The organism is Rhodococcus sp. 05-340-2, assembly GCF_002258915.1.
Taxonomy (GTDB): Bacteria; Actinomycetota; Actinomycetes; order Mycobacteriales; family Mycobacteriaceae; genus Rhodococcoides.
Map to the genome: position 1 here is coordinate 463,818 of NZ_NOYU01000010.1, position 16,379 is coordinate 480,196.

A 16,379-nucleotide genomic window follows, 5' to 3' on the forward strand; every position below is an offset into this window, starting at 1 on the left:
AAGAGGTTGTTTTATCTGACATAACCCATGGTCCACGTTAACTTTGTGTTACTCAACCGGCTGAGGGGTTAGTTTGCCCACCTCAGGGGCGGTGTGGTGACCGGGCTTACGTGATCCTGATCTCAATCGAGGCCGCGTTGGGCGGTTTTGCTTCCGCGACGTGACGCCGCTCTCTGCATCAGGAAGATTCCGAACCCTACGGCACCGACCGCGATGCCGGACCAACACGTGGCGAGCGCATCGTCGGTGCGGTCCCCGGTCGCTGTGAACACCACGAGCGCGATGATCCAGCCGAGGATGCCGATGGCCAACACCGGCACCGGATCGGTGAGGCTGCGCGGGATCTGCGGGAGGTCGGTCACAAAATCACGCTACGCCACCATATTTCCCCAAGTCTCGCGGTGTGCTTTATCGTTCGCTCATGCAATTGTCGTCGCGGCTACTCGACAACTACTTCAAGATCACCGAACGAGGCTCGACGGTGGGATCCGAGGTCCGAGGAGGCGTGGTCACCTTCGTGGCCATGGCCTACATCGTCGTCCTCAATCCGCTGATTCTGGGCAGCTTCTCCGCCGACGACGCGGCCGCCAAGACCGATGTGCTCGGCAACATCCTGCCGGTCGCCCAGGTTGCCGCCGTGACCGCGCTGGTGGCCGGATTCATGAGCATCGCCTTCGGCATCATCGCCAACTACCCGTTCGGCATCGCGGCGGGCCTGGGCATCAACACCCTGCTCGCCGTGACGATCGCACCGCAGGTGACGTGGCCGGAGGCGATGGGGCTCGTCGTCATCGACGGCATCATCATCGTGCTGCTGGCGGTGACCGGGTTCCGCACGGCGGTGTTCAACGCGATCCCGGCCGAGCTCAAGGCGGCGATCGCCGCCGGCATCGGCGCGTTCATCGCCTTCATCGGTCTGGTCGATTCCGGCTTCGTGCGACGGATCCCCGACGCCGCGGGCACGACGGTTCCCGTCGGGCTCGGCATCGACGGGTCCATCGCGTCGTGGCCGACGGTGATCTTCGTGTTCGGGTTGTTGCTGATGGGCGTGCTGGTGGTGCGCAAGGTGCGCGGCGGTCTGCTGATCGGCATCGTGGTCACGACGGTGCTGGCGGCGATCGTCGAGGCCGTCACCGATGTGGGTCCGTCCAACGGTGTCGACCCCAAGGGGTGGAATCTGTCGGTGCCGCAGTTGCCTGCACAGCTGGTGCAGTCGCCCGATCTGTCTCTGGTGGGCAACGTCGATCTCTTCGGAGCGTTCACCCGCATCGGTGTGTTGGCTGCGAGTCTGCTGGTGTTCACGCTCGTCCTCGCGAACTTCTTCGACGCGATGGGCACGATGACGGGGCTGGGCAAGGAAGCGAAACTGGACAAGGACGGAAAGCTGCCGAACATCGGTAAGGCTCTGGTCGTCGAGGGGGCCGGAGCAATCGTCGGAGGCGGCGCGTCGGCGTCGTCGAACACCGTGTTCGTCGAGTCGGCTTCCGGAATCGCCGAGGGTGCGCGTACCGGGCTGGCCAACGTCGTGACCGGATTGCTCTTCCTGTTGGCCATGTTCTTCACCCCGCTCACGGCCGTCGTTCCGATCGAAGCGGCTGCTCCGGCACTGGTCGTGGTGGGTGCGCTGATGATCGGGCAGGTTCTCGACATCGACTTCCGCCGCTTCGATTACGCGCTTCCCGCGTTCCTGACCATCGTGGTGATGCCCTTCACCTACTCCATCGCCAACGGGATCGGCGTCGGTTTCATCACCTGGGTGATACTCGCGGTCGGGTCCGGCCGCGCGAAGTCGGTACACCCCCTGTTGTGGATCGTTGCACTGCTGTTTGTTGCATATTTCGCAGTCGGACCCATCACCGAGGCGGTTACATGATGCGGGGTCGGTACCAGGGCGTATTCTCAGCGCTGTGACGTCGGGAAACGTAGTTAAAGATAATCGCGAATTGGCAAGCGATCTGTCGCTTGCGGTGGTGAGGCTGACTCGCCACCTTCGGGGTAGGCGAGTGGACTCGCAAGTCTCGCTCACTCAGCTGTCGGCTCTGGCCACGCTGAGTCGGGAGGGCGATATGACGCCGGGTGCATTGGCCGCGCGAGAGAAGGTCCAGCCGCCGTCGATGACGCGGGTGATCGCATCGTTGGCCGAACTCGGTCTGGTGGCGCGCACCCCACATCCCACCGACGGGCGGCAGGTGATCGTCTCGCTCTCACCGGCCGGTCGAGAGCTGATCGCCGACGAGGCCAGTGCCCGCGAAGCGTGGATGACCGCGCAGCTCGCAGGCCTCGGACCCGAGCAGCTCGACACACTCCGTGATGCGGTGACGATCATCGGGGCCCTCGTGAGCGACTCCGAGTAGTTACCTAGGGTTATTATCTGAATGGTGGCCCCTGCTTCCCGTACCTCCAGCTCGACGATGTTCGCCGCCCTGAAGACTCACAACTACCGATTGTGGGCGTCGGGGCAGATCGTTTCGTTGGTCGGCACGTGGATGCAGCGGGTTGCCCAGGACTGGCTCGTTCTGACGCTGTCCGGCGGCAACGGCTTCGCCGTCGGCATCGTCATGGCCCTGCAGTTCGGGCCGACACTGTTCCTCTCGGTCTGGGGTGGGGTCCTGGCAGACCGCTACGACAAGCGCAAGCTACTCATGATCACCCAGGTCTTCGCCGCGGTGTGCGGTCTGGTGCTCGGCGTGCTCGACGTCGGAGGGATGGTCGAGCTGTGGCACGTCTACGTCATCGCATTCATCCTCGGCTGCTCGTCCGCGATCGATGCTCCGGTGCGACAATCGTTCACCATCGAGATGGTCGGCAAAGAGACCCTCGCCAATGCGATCGCGCTGAACTCGATGACCTTCAACATGGCGCGCATCGTCGGGCCTGCCGTGTCCGGAGTGCTCATCACCCTCGTCGGCACCGGCTGGGTGTTTCTCATCAATGCCGTGTCGTTCGCGGCGGTGTTCGGTGCACTCGTGGCGATGAACGTCGGTCAGCTCTTCCGCGTCGAACCGGCCCCACGCGCCAAAGGGCAGGTGCGGGAGGGATTTCGGTACGTCTGGGGGCGCGGTGACCTACGAGTCCTGCTGGCCACGGTCTTCATGGTCTCGACGTTCGGCCTCAACTTTCCGCTGAGTCTGTCGGTGTTGGCGCGCAACACGTTCGGGAGCGGAGCAGACGCCTACGGTCTGCTCTCGACAACCCTGGCAGTGGGCACGCTGGCCGGAGCGACTCTGGCTGCGCGGCGGGCGAGCGCGCCGCGCCTGCGGCTGTTCATCGGTGCCGTCATCGCATTCGGAGCCTTCGAGCTGATCGTCGGATTGATGCCCAACTATCTGCTCGTGGCACTGTTGCTGATTCCCACCGGTGCCCTGACACTGACGTTCACGACGTCGGCGATGAACATTCTGCAGATGTCGGTGCCGTCCGACATGCGCGGACGCGTGATGGGCATCTACATGCTGTGCTTCCTCGGCGGTACTCCGCTGGGCAGTCCGGTTCTCGGTTGGCTCGCCGACGCCTTGGATCCGCGGGCACCGTTGCTGTTCGGTGGGGCCATCTCTCTGGCGACCGGCCTCTTCGCGGCGGTGTATCTACTGCGGCACAACAATTTGCGGATCACCGTGGTACCGCCCGCCGACGGTCACCGGCTCCCCACCCTCGATACCGTCGCCGTGAGCACAAAGGTGTGACGGTGGGTCAGATCCAGCCGTGGCGTCGAGCGAGAGCGCAGGCCTCGTGTCGGTTCGCTGCACCCAGTTTCGCCGCGGCAGCGGACAGGTAGTTGCGGGTGGTGCCGGGCGAAAGATGGGCCCGCCGTGCGATCTCCGCGATCGACGCGCCGTCGGCGGCGAACTCGAGCACATCGGCCTCGCGCGGAGTGAGCGGCGAGTCTCCGGCTCCGATGGCTTCCGCGGCCAGCGTGGGGTCGACGTAGCGCCCGCCGCCGTGCACGGTGCGCACCACCTCGGCCAGGGTCGCCGCCGAGGTCGTCTTCGGCAGAAATCCGCGCACACCCGCTTCGAGCGCCTTCTTCAGATAGCCCGGCCTGCCGTGACTGGTGACGATGATCGACGCGCAGGTGGGCAGCATCTCGGCGATCTTCTGGGCCGTCTCGATACCGTCGATCCCGCCCATCTGCAGGTCCAACACGGCGACATCGGGGGCGAGAGAGGCCGAGACGGTCAACGCCTTTTCGCCGGAGTCGGCCTGCCCGACGATCTCGATGTCGTCCTCCAGATCGAGCATGGTCGCAAGCGCCGAACGAATGAGATTCTCGTCGTCGGCCAGTAGAACTCGAATCATGATGTTGTCCTTGTCGGGTCGTTCCGCAGGCTCGACTCCTGCCTTGGGTTCTCGATCGGTAGCGCCGCGGTGAGGGTGAATTCCTCGGAGGTCTTCTCCGTGTTCAGGGTGCCTCCGACCGCGACCAATCGTTCCCGCAACCCGCTCAGTCCCGTGCCGTCGTCGCGGCCGGACGAAGCACTGGGATGGTCGTTGGTCAGGCGAATGCTGTTGTCGGTCAGCTCGATCCGGCAATAAGTGGCAGCGGAGTGGCGCAGAATGTTCGTCACTCCCTCGCGGACCACCCAGGCGGCCGCCTCGGCCGCGCGCTCGGACAGAACCGATGTCTCGCCGACCAGTTCGGTGGAGATACCTGCGGCGGACAGCAGCGATCGAGCTCCGTCGAGTTCCGATGCCACATCGACCGATCGATAGCCGCGAACCAGCTTTCGGGCGTCGGCCATGGATTCCTGGGCCAGCAGGCGAACCTCGTCCATCTGGCCCGCCGCTCGATCGTCACCCCGGCGAGCCAGCGTCGCGGCGAGTTCGCTCTTGACGGCTATTGCCGAGAGTGCGCGCCCGACGACGTCGTGCAGATCTCGCGAGAATCGCAGACGCTCCTCGGCAACCGAGAGTGCGGCAGCAGCGTCGCGAGTGGCGTCGAGTTCGGTGACGATGCGCAGCAACCACGCCGACAGTTGCACGGTGAACGCCATGAAGGCGATGAAGATGCCGAGTATCAGAGTTTCCACTGCCGGGGTTCCCACAGCCGCCGCGATCGCAGCAGCGGCCACAGCCGCCGCCAGGGACCATCGCAACGGAATCAGGGTCGCGACCGCAGTGGTGACGAGTACGGCGGCCCACAGTGCGTTGCTCGTGGTCCCGCCGGCAACCAGCACCACGGCGGCGACTGCCGTGATCGCCAACGGAATTCGTGGGCTGGCCGTCGACTCACCGCCGAGCGCGGGGGTGCGCTGCACCACCACAAAAGCGGCGGCGGCGCAGACAGCAGTCGCTGCCATCGACAGATAGTCGTCGTACTGCAGAGATGTCAGCATCGCTCCGACGGCAACACCGACGGTGATGAGCAGGAAGGACTGGCGGGTGTAGACGCGCACCTTGTCCACTGCACTGCTGTCGTTCCAGCCGTGCAGTGGATTGAGGTACTGGTGCAACTTCATGATCTCCAGCCTTGCAGACGGTCGACGAAAGGGTGTGATCTAGGACCGCGGTTCCCAACGGAAGTGCGTGCGGGCGATCAGGAGGCTGCCGACGATCCACGCGAGCATCACCAGCAGCGGCATTCCGGCTTCGGTGAAGGTGGCAGCGAAGCCGATGGACGCGTCGCCGGGCGTGGTGGTGCCGAACCAGCCCAGGTTCAGCAGGTCCGAGACCGCGGCCATCGGGGTCAGCTCGATCACCCTGCTGAACGAATCCGGGAGAACGCCGCGCAGCGCGGACGAGCCGACCATGGCGATCAGGATGACCGGCAGGCTGGTGATCTGTGCCGCTTCCGCGTTGCGAGTGAAGGCCGAGGTGATCAGCGCCAGTGCGGCGAACAGCGCAGCACCTCCGAGTAGGGCCACGGCGACGAGCAGTACGTTGATGGGAACCGGCCCACCGAAGGCCACCACCACAGCTCCGACGATCAGACCCAGTGCGACGGTGAGCACCAGTGAAGGTATCGCCGGTCCCATCAGAATCTGTAGGTCCGAGCTCTCTCCGGTGCGAAGCCGCTTGAGTACCAACTCGTCTCGACGCGTGGCGTAGACCGAGAGCATGTTGTAGAAGACCAAGAGAACCAGCAGGAACAGTGCGAAGATCTCCAACGCACTGGCGACGCCTGCGTCTTGCAGCCCGGCGTCACCCCGGCTGCCGACGATCAGCAGCGCGATGGGGACGATCAACGGCATGACGATCGCGTTGAACAGCAGTACTCGGTTGCGTCCGAGGAGGGTGAACTCTGCTCGTGACAGTGCGGTCATCGTGCTCATGCGCTCATCACCTTCTGGTCTGTGAAGTCTGGATTGTCGAATTCGTCTGCGATGGAGAGGAATACGGTTTCGAGTGATGCCGCTCGGGCGTCGAGTCCGTGCAGGGTGACCCCGTTGGTGCGGGCCCACACGAGCAGGTCGGTGAGCGTGTCCTGTACCGAGGACGTCTGGATCGAGATGGTGTCTCCCGAGACGTCGATGGCGGTACCGGGCAGTGTCGGCAGCGCGGTACCGGGGGCCTGCAGTTCGATCTTCGCCGGATGGTCCGCGACCACCTCGTCGACCGTTCCACTGCGAACGACCCTGCCGCGGTGCATGATCGCGAGTCGATCGCACAGCGACTCGGCCTCGTCCAGGTAGTGCGTCGTCAACATGATCGTCACGCCGGAATTCTTCAGCTCTTGAATCAGCCGCCATGTGTTGCGGCGACTTTCGGGATCGAGACCGGTGGTGGGCTCGTCCAGGAACAGCACTCGAGGACGGCTGATGATGGCGCACGCCAGATCCAGTCTGCGTTGCTCGCCGCCCGAGAGAAGCTTCACCCGGGTATCGGCGCGGTCGGCCAAGTCGACTCGCCCCAGCACCTCGTCCACCGGCAGTGGATTGCTGCACGTGCCCGCCCACATCCGCAGGCTCTCCGCGGTGGTCAGATCCTGGGGCAGGCCGCCTTTCTGCAGCATGATGCCAAGAGACGGTCGAACTTTGCGGCGATCGGACACCGGATCCATTCCCAGAATCCGCACCGTGCCTTCACTCGGCCGTGAAAGTCCTTGAATGACTTCGAGAGTGGACGTCTTGCCGGCACCGTTGGTGCCGAGCAGGCCGAACAGCTCACCCTCGGCGACCTTCAGATCGAGCGCCTTGACGGCCTCGAAAGCGTTCTTGCCCGAGCCGTAGCGGCGAGTCATGCCATCGACTTCGATGATGGTCATGATTGCTTCTCCCAGTGGCGGAGTCCGATGACGAACCGCACGCCCATGAACGCGACGATGACGCCGAGTGCGACGAACGCCGGAAGTGATGCGCCGACGATCGCGAACAGCACGGCGATGATCGCGAGACTGATGACGATGACGACGATCTCACGCGCCATCGTCGGAGCCGGTCCGAGCTCCATCAGATCGGTGAACAGGTTTCCTTCGTCTGGTTGCTTCATGACTACGAGTCTGCTGCGCCCGAACCACCGAAAACAGTGCAGCGCATCATGACCTGAGGTGACACCGTCACGGTGTAGCCATGACAAAAGTCATGTGCTTTCCGACTGCTCCCTGTGTGCCAGGTATTCGGGTACTTTCAGCACGTGAATCGCACCGAGTCGGCGAGCTCCGACCGTCGTAGGCAGGTCCGCGTCATTCTGGCGGGTTCGGTGCCGAACCTCGTGCAGTGGTTCAACCTCTACCTCTACGCGACCTTCGCGCCGTATTTTCGGACCGAGTTCTTCGATCCGGCCTCGACCAATTCGCTCGTGTACGTCTACGGACTCTTCGCACTGACCTTCGTCGTCCGACCGCTCGGTTCGTGGCTGTTCGGCAGGCTCGCGGACGTGCGAGGCCGACAGTTCGCGCTCGTCGCTGCGGTCACGCTGATGTCGGCCGGATCGGTCGCTCTGGCGGTCACTCCCACCGTCCACGACATCGGCGCCTGGGCCGCGGTGATCCTCGCGGTCGTGAGCATCGTCCAAGGCATCGCCACCGGCGGCGAGTACGCGGCGGCGACGGTGCTGCTCTCCGAATCGGGCACGCGAGGGCATCGCGGATTCTTCGCCTCGTTCCAGGCCGCGACCATCGTCGGCGGCCTCGTGCTCGCACAGACGTGTCTACTCGTGCTCCTCGCGAGCACGGACCGCGCGGCAATCTCCGAATGGGGTTTTCGCCTCGCGTTCGCCGCGGGAGGTGCGGCGGGCCTCGCATCGCTGTGGTGGGCGCGTGGACTCGATCGCGCGCCCCGTGAACCGGGAGCGCCCCGGGCGGACCGAGACGCCACGATGGGGGCGTTGTTTCGCGATCACCGGCGTCCTTTGGTGTGGGTGTTCTTGCTGACCGCGGGAGGGAGTGCGGCGTTCTACACCTACACGGTCACGGTTCCCTCGATCGTTCGCGAGACGTTCTTCGCTGCGGACGGCACCAGGGGAGAGCTCGTCGCGACCGGGCTCGTGCTCGCGGCCTTCGTGGTGTTGATGGTGCTGCAGCCGGTCGCCGGCGCACTGAGCGACCGCATCGGAAGAAAGCCCCTTCTCGTCGCGTTCGGGGCGCTGGGGATACCGGCGACCGGAGCACTGGTGCTGGCGACCACCCGGGTGACGTCTCCGCCTGCGGTCTTCGCCATCCTGGTGTGCGCGTTCCTCGTCCTCACGTGCTACCTGTCGGTGAACGGCATTGCCAAAACCGAAGTGTTCCCCGCGCACATTCGTGCGTTGGGCGTCGGCTTCGGGTATGCCGTGGCGAACTCCCTCTTCGGAGGCACGGCACCGTTGATCTACCACGCCACCAGCAGCCACGGCAGTGTCGACTTCATCGTCTACCTGACGGTGCTGCTCGCGGTGACGCTGGGTGCCGCCCTCCGGATGCGAGGTGGCTCGGCCACCGCGCTGGATGCGCCGAACAGCCGGCTCTAGAAACCCCAACCCATGACGGCCGGGCGCGCTGTTCCGAACGTCAGATCCAGCGCATGCAGAGATTCCTCGTTGCGTGCGGTGAGGCGGTTGGCCGCGGCGAACAAGCGGGCTCGATGGGTGCCGAAGTAGATGCTCGCGAGCACGTCGATGTCGAGTTCGATGTCCGGTTCGGACTCCACCCGGGTGCAGGTCGCACGACCGTCGGTCACGGTCAGTGAGTAGGTGCCGCCCGCATCGAGGAAGGGATCCCGCACCGCGATGACCAGCGAGGTGTCGAGCGCGTAGGTACGCGCCTCGAGCGCTGCCTCGACGTGCATGATGCGGCCCCACAGTGCGTCGTGGTGAGCCGTGACTTTCGGTAGCCGATTGTTGGTCAGCAGGAACGGCAGTACTTCGTCTCGGGCCTGCCGTACCTCGATGGTGTCGACCAGGTCCACTCCGACGAGTATCTGCCACAACGCGGCGTACGCGTCGTCGGTCACCGCGATGAATTCCTCCACCACCACTCGGCTCGGGTTGCGTCCGCGTCGGTAGGCGACATAGCCGTCGGGGTGGACGATGAAGAACAGAGCCGTCAGTCCGCCGCGTCGGTTCTCGCGGTCGGCGAAGAACCGCTCCCAGCGGATCGGCGGCTTGGGCTGCGCGCCTGCGGTCTGCTGCTGCCACCGGTGGTAGATGTCGGGGAGCAGTCCGGCGGCCTCGGCCGACTCGATCAGCCGCACACCGGTTGCCGGGGGAGCGTCCTTGCGGAACTGCGCGAATCGTCGGTCGATCGAGACGCTGATCTCCTCGGTCACCGGCCCGTACCCGAAGCGTCCGTAGATCGTCGCCTCGCTGGCCGTGAGCAGGGAGAGGGGTGCGCCGGCGTCGTTCAGTGCGCGGTGCTGCTGGGTGAACATCGATCGCAGGATGCCGCGTCGACGATGCGTCGGTGCGACCGACACCCAGGAGACTCCGGACGCCTCGACCTGCGCACCACCGGGAACGGTGACCGACATCGGGAAGTGCATGGCCACACCCACCGGGGTCTCGCCGTCCCACGCCAGGTACACGTGCTCGGACTGGGTCAGGATCTGTGTCTCGGCCAGGTCCTCGGCGTTCTGGTGCTCGCCGAATGCGTGGGCGTCGAGCAGCGCGACGGCATCCCAGTCGTCGTCGGTGGCTGTGCGGATGGTGATCGATTCGTCGGTAGTCATCGCTCTTTACTTTTCCATACAGGAGTGGAGCCCGCGGAACGACCCGAAGAATCTGCCATACAGAAGTAGGCCTTCGCCGACGGACTCTCGAAATCGGCCGGGTGACAAGATGAGCGCGTGGTGCATGTAATCGATATCGACGACCCATCGGACCCGCGACTGGACGATTTTCGCGATCTCAACTCCTCGGATCGGCGACCCGACCTACCCGAGGGCAAGGGATTGGTGATCGCCGAGGGAGTGTTGGTCGCGCAGCGCCTGCTGACCTCGCGCTTCCCGATGATCAGCCTGCTGGGCGTGGATCGACGGCTCGACACCTTGCGCGACGATCTGGCAGATTCCGACGTCCCGTTCTATCGGACATCGGCGGAGGTGATGGCCGAGGTCGTCGGATTCCATCTCAATCGCGGCGTGCTGGCAGCGGCGAACAGGCCACCGGCTCTCGATCTGGACGAGGTGTTGGCCGACGCGAAGACGGTGGCGATCCTCGAGGGCGTCAACGACCACGAGAATCTCGGGTCGATGTTCCGCAACGCGGCCGGTCTCGGGGTGGATGCAGTGCTGTTCGGGGCCGCGTGCGCTGATCCGCTCTATCGACGGTCGGTGCGGGTATCGATGGGGCATGTGCTGCGGGTGCCGTTCGCCAAGGTGCCCGAGTGGCCGCGCGGTCTCGATCGCGTTCGCGCGCACGGTTTTCAGCTGATCTCGCTGACACCCAATCCGTCGGCGGTGTCGCTTGCGGCGGCGATGACGGGGGAGAAGGTGGCGTTGTTGCTCGGCGCGGAGGGACCGGGTCTGACCGAACATGCCATGCGTGCCACGGACATTCGCGCTCGTATCCCGATGGCACCCGGCACCGATTCACTCAATGTGGCGACGGCCGCTGCGATGGGGTTCTACGAACGTGTGCGCCTGACGTGAACGACCACGACCCGGGCGTCCGCTGGACCGGAATCCCGATCGCCGTGATCTCGGCGGCGCTGGTGAGTGTGGCACTGACGGCTTTCGGTCTGGAACTGGCCAGAATTCACCCGCTGCTGGCGATCGGTCTGAACATGATCGTCGTCGCGGGTGCGGCACCGACGGTCATGCGGTGGCTCGCGATACCGGTGTGGCGCTGGGCCGTGTACGGAGCCGGAATCGGTTCCATTCTGAGCTTCGTGGCACTGGCGGCGCTGGCGTTCTGACAGTCGTCTTCTTCGTCGGTCTCCGACAGCGGGCAGAGTTGCGCACTACCGTCGACGATCGGCGGAAACCCGGCGATCAGCGGTGGTTGCGTGCAACTGTGCCCACCCGAGCCACTATTTGCGCGAGAACCAACGCTTCTTCGGTCGCGGTGCCTGTTCCTCGGGGGCGTCGGGCATCGGTTCCTGTGCGCCACGGCCGTTCGAGCTTCGGCTCTGCTGGTTCGGTGGCGGTGGCTCCTGCCCCGGAACGTACATCGTGAAGCCGCAGACCGGCAGGGTGTTCGGATCGAATTCGTCCGCGTGCGGTGCGCCGGTGTAGCGGAATCCGAGCCACTCGGCGTTGGCGGCCTCGGCGAATTCCTGCGGGTGGAACGGCAGCGATTGCGGATCCGGCATCACTCCGGGTGGATAGATCAGCGGGTGCTCACCGGCCCAGAACGACCGCTCCCACACCAGTGGCAGGCCCGCGTCCTCGTAGATGTACACCGGAGTGGCGCTGAAGGATCGGCGGAATTCACCGCGCTCCCAGTACGCGAACGCACCCCAGGCGTGTTGGGGATCCGAGGCGACGAGGTAGGTGTGCTCGGACGCCAGAGGGCGAGTGAAGGATTCGGGAAGCGTCGACGGTGTGGGCACCGCGAGATTGGATCCGCAGACCACGGTGACGCCCGGGTAGCAACCGATGAAGACGTGATCGTCGTCCACGCCTGCCGAGGTCGATATCGGGCCCTGTCCGAGGGGCACTGCCGTCAGGTGGGGGTACAGACGTCCGACGAGTGCGGTCGCAGCATTCCAGTCCGAGGTGTTGGCCTCTCGGAGTACAGAAATGGGATCCGGTGCGTCCACGTACCAGATCGTTGATGCTTTGGCCCCCACTACCGGCACCTCTCTCTCCGTTACTTCCTGGGAAGCCTACGGTGTGAGCGTCGGCGGTTCTGCACCGCGCGGCACATCGGTCACATCGGAACTCAGTTGTGGCCGCTGCTGCGAACTCCGAGCAGGACGTCCTCCCACGACGGCATGGCCGGCTTGCCGCGCTTGTCCTTGCCACTGGTGTGACCGGCGGCAGGCTTGGGTGCGGGCCTGGGCTCCCTGGCCACCGGTTCGCGCGGCTGCTCGGGCTCGGGAGCAGGCGCATCGTCCACCTCGACCTCGATGGTCTCGGCGTCGATCTCGCTGTCGGCGGTGGTGCCGTAGTACTCGTCGAAGCTCTGCTGCGAGGCCTCGTCGTCGCCGAGGTCCTCGGAGGACGTGAGTGCGCGGACCGGTGCCAGACCGCGCAGCTGACGTCCGAAGTCTGGATCGATCAGTTCGTGTGCGGTGTCGTCGAGCGGCGCGATGGTGCCGCCGTGGCCGTCGGGCAGGAACTGCCAGTGCGCCTTGTTGGTGGTGCGGCCGGCCTGCCACTTCAGCTGTGCGACCCACTTGTTGTCCTCGTCGCGCCAGGCGTCCCACGTCGCGTCGTCGAGGTTGTGGCCGCGAGCGCGGAAAGCGAGGGTGACGATCTCGAGCAGGGTCTGCACGGCCGGACCGTCGTGGCGCAGTGGATGACCGGACTGGGCCATCGACGCGGCCTGCGAGCGTTCGAGCAACACCGGGTGAGCGAACACCTCGACGCGGCTGATGGCCATTCCGGAGTCGGCGGCAACCTGTTCGATGGTCGCTCCGCTGCGAATACGGGCCTGAATTTCCTTCGGCCGAAGCAAGCTGTCCATTTCGATCTCAATCTGTCCTAGTCGAGCGATGTCGCCGCGTGAGGCCGCGCGGAGTTTGTCGTCGGCTGGAAGCCGGAATCTGTCGCCGGTCTTGGGATCTGCGCACACGACGAACTTTCCGTCGGCCTCGAGACCCACCACACGTAAGTCTCGCACCTTGACCTCCTCATCGCGCCGGCTCGCGATACCGTCGAATTCGAGCCTAGTTCACCTGCCGTATTCGGCGGGTGTTCGACACGCATCGCTTCTGCCGACGATCGTTTCCCTATCAGAGGGTAGACAGCTGCGGGCTCGGCCGCACCCATTCGGTCGATGTTCCATCAATTGCTTTGTGCGACAACGTCGATGCGTCCCTGCGAAGGTAGAGGGCACCCAGGCCGAGGCCGATGGTCAGGGCAATCGCGTGGCCGACGGCGGTGAAGGACGGGTCCGACACTCCACTGAAGGCGACGACGCCGATCCACAGGGCGGCCCAGCCCGCACGCCACGGCATCGGCAGATACCTGATCATCGATCCTCCGACCGCGGCTGCTGCGTAGCTGACGCCGACGTCGACGGCCATCGCCAACGAGTCCGCGAGCCAGTCGTTGTGAATGCCGATGAGCAGGCCCGTGGCCACCAATGCCGTCGCACCGAGGTGTCCGGCGCTGAAGGTCAGCAGAAAGCGTCGCCAACCGGAGACCCACTCGGCGACGGCGAACAACAGGGCGACCGCGGCCAACCACAACCAGTTCACCCGTCCTTCGGTGAGAAAGACGCTCGTGACGAGGGTGGCGAGGTGGCCGTCGGTCAGATTGTGCAGATTGGTGCTCGCCGCGTGCAGTACGTGCCAGCGATCGTGCGGGCCGATCTGGCCCAGCGCGATAATTCCCGCTGCCGCGAGCGCGCAGTACACCAGAGTCACCCGAATCCGTAGCGCGAATGTCAGGAGCCTGTACACACGAGCACTCCCTCCGCGGTCGTTACGCTTGCTTACTTGATAGCAAGTGTATGCCGCGAAGGGAGCGCTGTAGCTGTGAGCTTGCTGGTAATCAGCTCAGCGTGGACACGACCCAGTCGATGCTCGTGGTCAGTGCGGTGATGTCGTCCGGCTCGATTGCGGGGAACATACCGACACGCAGCTGGTTGCGGCCGAGCTTACGGTACGGCTCGGTGTCGACGACGCCGTTGGCGCGCAGGATCTTGGCGACCTGAGCTGCGTCGACCTTCTCGTCGAAGTCGATGGTGCCGACGACCTGGCTGCGGTGATCCGGGTTCGTCACGAACGGCGTCGCGAATTCGCTCTTCTCGGCCCAGTCGTACAGGCGTGAGGACGAATCGGCGGTGCGCTTGGTGGCCCAATCGAGGCCGCCCTGCGAGTTGAGCCATTCGATCTGGTCGGCGAAGAGCAGCAGGGTAGCCACGGCCGGGGTGTTGTACGTCTGGTTCTTGCTGCTGTTGTCGACGGCGATCGGCAGCGACAGGAAGTCCGGGACCCACCGATCCGTGGCAGCGATCTCGCTGACGCGCTCGAGCGCGGCCGGGCTCATCAGCGCGATCCACAGGCCACCGTCGGCGGCGAAGCACTTCTGCGGAGCGAAGTAGTAGACGTCCGAGTCGGCGACGTTCACCGGCAGACCGCCTGCACCGGAGGTGGCGTCGATCGCGATGAGGGCGTTCTCGGAGCCGGCCGGACGGCTGACCGGGATGGCCACGCCCGTCGAGGTCTCGTTGTGCGCCCAACCGATGAGGTCGACGGAGGGATCGGAGGTGGGCTCGGGCGCACTGCCCGGCTCGGCCTTGACGACGATCGGATCACCGATGAACGGGTTGTTCTTGGCCACCGAGGCGAACTTCGAGCTGAACTCGCCGTTGGTCAGGTGCAGCGACTTCTCGCGAATGAGGCCGAAGGCAGCAGCGTCCCAGAACGCGGTGGTGCCACCGTTGCCGAGGACGACCTCGTAGCCCTCGGGCAGCGAGAACAGATCCTTCAGGCCACTGCGCACGCGTCCGACGACGTCCTTGACGGGCTTCTGACGGTGGCTGGTGCCGAACACGGAAGCGCCGACGTCGACCAGGGACTGCAGCTGCTCGGGGCGAACCTTGGACGGGCCGCAACCGAAGCGTCCGTCGGCGGGCAGGAGATCGGCGGGAATGATCGGCAAATCGGCCATGGAGTAGCGCGTCCTAGCGTCGATGGAATATGGCCTCCACAGGCTAGTCGGGTGTCATGACACCGTCGACTACCGGATCAGGTCCCAGCCGTCGACGGACTCGGGGGTGCGGGGTTCGGGGCCGGTGTAGAGGGCGGCCGGTCGGACGAGCTTGCCCAGGCGCTTCTGTTCCAGGATGTGTGCGCACCAGCCCGCGGTACGTCCACAGGTGAACATCGCGGGCATCATGTGCGCGGGCACCTCGGCGAAGTCGAGGATCACCGCGGCCCAGAATTCGACGTTGGTCTCGATGGCGCGATCGGGGCGGCGTTCGCGCAGTTCGGTCAACGCGGCTTGTTCGAGTGCGGCGGCGACCTCGTAGCGCGGTGCGTTCAGTCTCTTGGCGGTGGCGCGCAGCACGCGGGCGCGGGGGTCCTCGGCGCGGTAGACGCGGTGCCCGAAGCCCATGAGCTTTTCTTTGCGGTCCAGGATGCCGGTGATCAACGCGCGCGCGTCACCAGTTCTCTCGACCTGTTCGATCATCGGCAGGACGCGGGCGGGTGCGCCGCCGTGCAGGGGCCCGGACATCGCGCCGATGGCACCGGACAGGCACGCGGCGACGTCGGCTCCGGTGGAGGCGATGACGCGGGCGGTGAAGGTTGAGGCGTTCATGCCGTGTTCGGCGGCCGAGACCCAGTAGGCGTCGATGGCAGCGACGTGAGCGGGGTCGGGTTCGCCTTTCCAGCGCACCATGAATCGTTCGGTGACGGTCGCGGCTTGGTCGATGCGGGTCTGCGGGACGGCGGGCTGGTAGATACCGCGCGCGGATTGGGCGACGTAGGACAGGGCCATCACCGAGGCGCGGGCGAGGTTGTCGCGGGCGGTGGTGTCGTCGATGTCGAGCAGGGGTTGGTAGCCCCAGATGGGTGCGAGCATCGCCAGGCCGGCTTGGACGTCGACGCGGACGTCGCCGGTGTGGATCGGCAGCGGGAAGGGTTCGGCCGGGGGGAGGCCACGGCCGAATGCGCCGTCGACGAGCAGGGCCCAGACGTCACCGAACGTGACGTTCTGTGCGACGAGTTCTTCGATGTCGACGCCGCGGTAGCGCAGTGCGCCACCGTCCTTGTCGGGTTCGGCGATGTCGGAGGTGAACGCGACGACACCTTCGAGACCGGAGACGAAATCCTCGGGAACTCGTTGAACAGCCATGGCCTGTGGACTCCCTCGTCGCAACTGCACCCGGCTCTGCGCCGCATCCGGGCGTAC

The 16,379-nt window shown here is 65.3% G+C and carries 18 protein-coding genes; 6 read left to right on the plus strand and 12 right to left on the minus strand.

Going from position 1 to position 16,379, the window contains the following annotated elements; all coding sequences use genetic code 11:
• Positions 1-122 precede the first annotated feature (122 nt).
• A complete protein-coding gene (locus tag CH271_RS06455) occupies positions 123-362 on the minus strand; it encodes a DUF2530 domain-containing protein (protein WP_037187412.1) in 240 nt (79 codons plus the stop codon).
• 59 nt (positions 363-421) lie between these two features.
• Here CH271_RS06455 and CH271_RS06460 point away from each other — a divergent pair, with 59 nt between their 5' ends.
• From CH271_RS06460 to CH271_RS06470, 3 genes are read left to right on the plus strand one after another with little or no spacing between them, the layout of a single operon-like run.
• Positions 422-1,873: an NCS2 family permease gene (locus CH271_RS06460; RefSeq protein WP_037187411.1), complete on the plus strand. Its 1,452-nt coding sequence runs from the start codon at positions 422-424 to the stop codon at positions 1,871-1,873.
• A gap of 34 nt (positions 1,874-1,907) precedes the next feature.
• The gene (locus CH271_RS06465) at positions 1,908-2,354 is read left to right on the plus strand and encodes a MarR family winged helix-turn-helix transcriptional regulator (RefSeq protein WP_094633040.1); all 447 of its coding nucleotides are present in this window, start codon (positions 1,908-1,910) and stop codon (positions 2,352-2,354) included.
• A 57-nt stretch (positions 2,355-2,411) separates the two neighbouring features.
• Positions 2,412-3,683, plus strand: coding sequence for an MFS transporter (locus CH271_RS06470; protein WP_037187409.1), 1,272 nt, complete (start codon positions 2,412-2,414; stop codon positions 3,681-3,683).
• 7 nt (positions 3,684-3,690) lie between these two features.
• On the opposite strand, the gene CH271_RS06475 is transcribed toward CH271_RS06470, so the two are convergent.
• The 5 genes from CH271_RS06475 to CH271_RS06495 are packed head-to-tail and all read right to left on the minus strand — an operon-like array spanning position 3,691 to position 7,425.
• Entirely contained in the window at positions 3,691-4,296 is a 606-nt protein-coding gene (locus CH271_RS06475) for a response regulator transcription factor (RefSeq protein ID WP_037187407.1), read from the minus strand.
• Positions 4,293-5,456 carry a sensor histidine kinase gene (locus CH271_RS06480; RefSeq protein ID WP_094633041.1) on the minus strand — a complete coding sequence of 388 codons (1,164 nt, stop codon included), beginning with the start codon at positions 5,454-5,456 and terminating at the stop codon, positions 4,293-4,295. The genes CH271_RS06475 and CH271_RS06480 overlap by 4 nt, the downstream gene beginning before the upstream one ends.
• Before the next feature lie 39 nt (positions 5,457-5,495).
• Positions 5,496-6,269, minus strand: a complete 774-nt coding sequence (locus CH271_RS06485) for an ABC transporter permease (protein WP_094633042.1) — start codon at positions 6,267-6,269, stop codon at positions 5,496-5,498.
• A complete protein-coding gene (locus CH271_RS06490; protein ID WP_094633043.1) occupies positions 6,266-7,201 on the minus strand; it encodes an ABC transporter ATP-binding protein in 936 nt (311 codons plus the stop codon). The genes CH271_RS06485 and CH271_RS06490 overlap by 4 nt, the downstream gene beginning before the upstream one ends.
• Entirely contained in the window at positions 7,198-7,425 is a 228-nt protein-coding gene (locus tag CH271_RS06495) for a hypothetical protein (RefSeq protein ID WP_176460708.1), read from the minus strand. The genes CH271_RS06490 and CH271_RS06495 overlap by 4 nt, the downstream gene beginning before the upstream one ends.
• Before the next feature lie 144 nt (positions 7,426-7,569).
• On the opposite strand from CH271_RS06495, the gene CH271_RS06500 reads away from it, so the two are divergent.
• Complete coding sequence (locus CH271_RS06500; RefSeq protein ID WP_179274800.1) at positions 7,570-8,883, plus strand: MFS transporter; 1,314 nt, start codon at positions 7,570-7,572, stop codon at positions 8,881-8,883.
• On the opposite strand, the gene CH271_RS06505 is transcribed toward CH271_RS06500, so the two are convergent.
• A complete protein-coding gene (locus CH271_RS06505) occupies positions 8,880-10,079 on the minus strand; it encodes a GNAT family N-acetyltransferase (RefSeq protein WP_037187401.1) in 1,200 nt (399 codons plus the stop codon). The two genes, CH271_RS06500 and CH271_RS06505, sit on opposite strands and share 4 nt — an antisense overlap.
• Before the next feature lie 117 nt (positions 10,080-10,196).
• Here CH271_RS06505 and CH271_RS06510 point away from each other — a divergent pair, with 117 nt between their 5' ends.
• A complete protein-coding gene (locus tag CH271_RS06510; RefSeq protein ID WP_037187398.1) occupies positions 10,197-11,000 on the plus strand; it encodes a TrmH family RNA methyltransferase in 804 nt (267 codons plus the stop codon).
• Positions 10,997-11,266 (plus strand): DUF2537 domain-containing protein, encoded by a 270-nt coding sequence (locus CH271_RS06515; protein ID WP_094633045.1) that lies wholly within the window; start codon positions 10,997-10,999, stop codon positions 11,264-11,266. Before CH271_RS06510 ends, CH271_RS06515 begins: the two co-directional genes overlap by 4 nt.
• 114 nt (positions 11,267-11,380) lie before the next feature.
• On the opposite strand, the gene CH271_RS06520 is transcribed toward CH271_RS06515, so the two are convergent.
• The 5 genes from CH271_RS06520 to CH271_RS06540 all read right to left on the minus strand — a co-directional run bounded on the left by CH271_RS06520 (position 11,381) and on the right by CH271_RS06540 (position 16,322).
• Complete coding sequence (locus CH271_RS06520; RefSeq protein ID WP_441347076.1) at positions 11,381-12,151, minus strand: DUF6928 family protein; 771 nt, start codon at positions 12,149-12,151, stop codon at positions 11,381-11,383.
• Positions 12,152-12,234: 83 nt separating this feature from the next.
• On the minus strand, positions 12,235-13,137 hold the full coding sequence (gene sepH, locus CH271_RS06525; RefSeq protein ID WP_094633046.1) for a septation protein SepH: 903 nt from the start codon (positions 13,135-13,137) through the stop codon (positions 12,235-12,237).
• 112 nt (positions 13,138-13,249) lie between these two features.
• The gene (locus CH271_RS06530) at positions 13,250-13,921 is read right to left on the minus strand and encodes a rhomboid-like protein (RefSeq protein ID WP_094633047.1); all 672 of its coding nucleotides are present in this window, start codon (positions 13,919-13,921) and stop codon (positions 13,250-13,252) included.
• Positions 13,922-14,012: 91 nt separating this feature from the next.
• Positions 14,013-15,134, minus strand: coding sequence for a phosphoserine transaminase (gene serC / locus CH271_RS06535; protein ID WP_094633048.1), 1,122 nt, complete (start codon positions 15,132-15,134; stop codon positions 14,013-14,015).
• A 69-nt stretch (positions 15,135-15,203) separates the two neighbouring features.
• A complete protein-coding gene (locus CH271_RS06540; protein ID WP_094633049.1) occupies positions 15,204-16,322 on the minus strand; it encodes a citrate synthase 2 in 1,119 nt (372 codons plus the stop codon).
• Positions 16,323-16,379 lie beyond the last annotated feature (57 nt).

Coding starts and splice junctions, on each gene's coding strand:
- CH271_RS06460 (WP_037187411.1), top strand. CDS start 422: ATGCAATTGTCGTCGCGGCTACTCGACAACTACTTCAAGATCACCGAA.
- CH271_RS06470 (WP_037187409.1), top strand. CDS start 2,412: ATGTTCGCCGCCCTGAAGACTCACAACTACCGATTGTGGGCGTCGGGG.
- CH271_RS06475 (WP_037187407.1), bottom strand. CDS start 4,296: ATGATTCGAGTTCTACTGGCCGACGACGAGAATCTCATTCGTTCGGCG.
- CH271_RS06480 (WP_094633041.1), bottom strand. CDS start 5,456: ATGAAGTTGCACCAGTACCTCAATCCACTGCACGGCTGGAACGACAGC.
- CH271_RS06485 (WP_094633042.1), bottom strand. CDS start 6,269: ATGAGCACGATGACCGCACTGTCACGAGCAGAGTTCACCCTCCTCGGA.
- CH271_RS06490 (WP_094633043.1), bottom strand. CDS start 7,201: ATGACCATCATCGAAGTCGATGGCATGACTCGCCGCTACGGCTCGGGC.
- CH271_RS06495 (WP_176460708.1), bottom strand. CDS start 7,425: ATGAAGCAACCAGACGAAGGAAACCTGTTCACCGATCTGATGGAGCTC.
- CH271_RS06505 (WP_037187401.1), bottom strand. CDS start 10,079: ATGACTACCGACGAATCGATCACCATCCGCACAGCCACCGACGACGAC.
- serC (WP_094633048.1), bottom strand. CDS start 15,134: ATGGCCGATTTGCCGATCATTCCCGCCGATCTCCTGCCCGCCGACGGA.
- CH271_RS06540 (WP_094633049.1), bottom strand. CDS start 16,322: ATGGCTGTTCAACGAGTTCCCGAGGATTTCGTCTCCGGTCTCGAAGGT.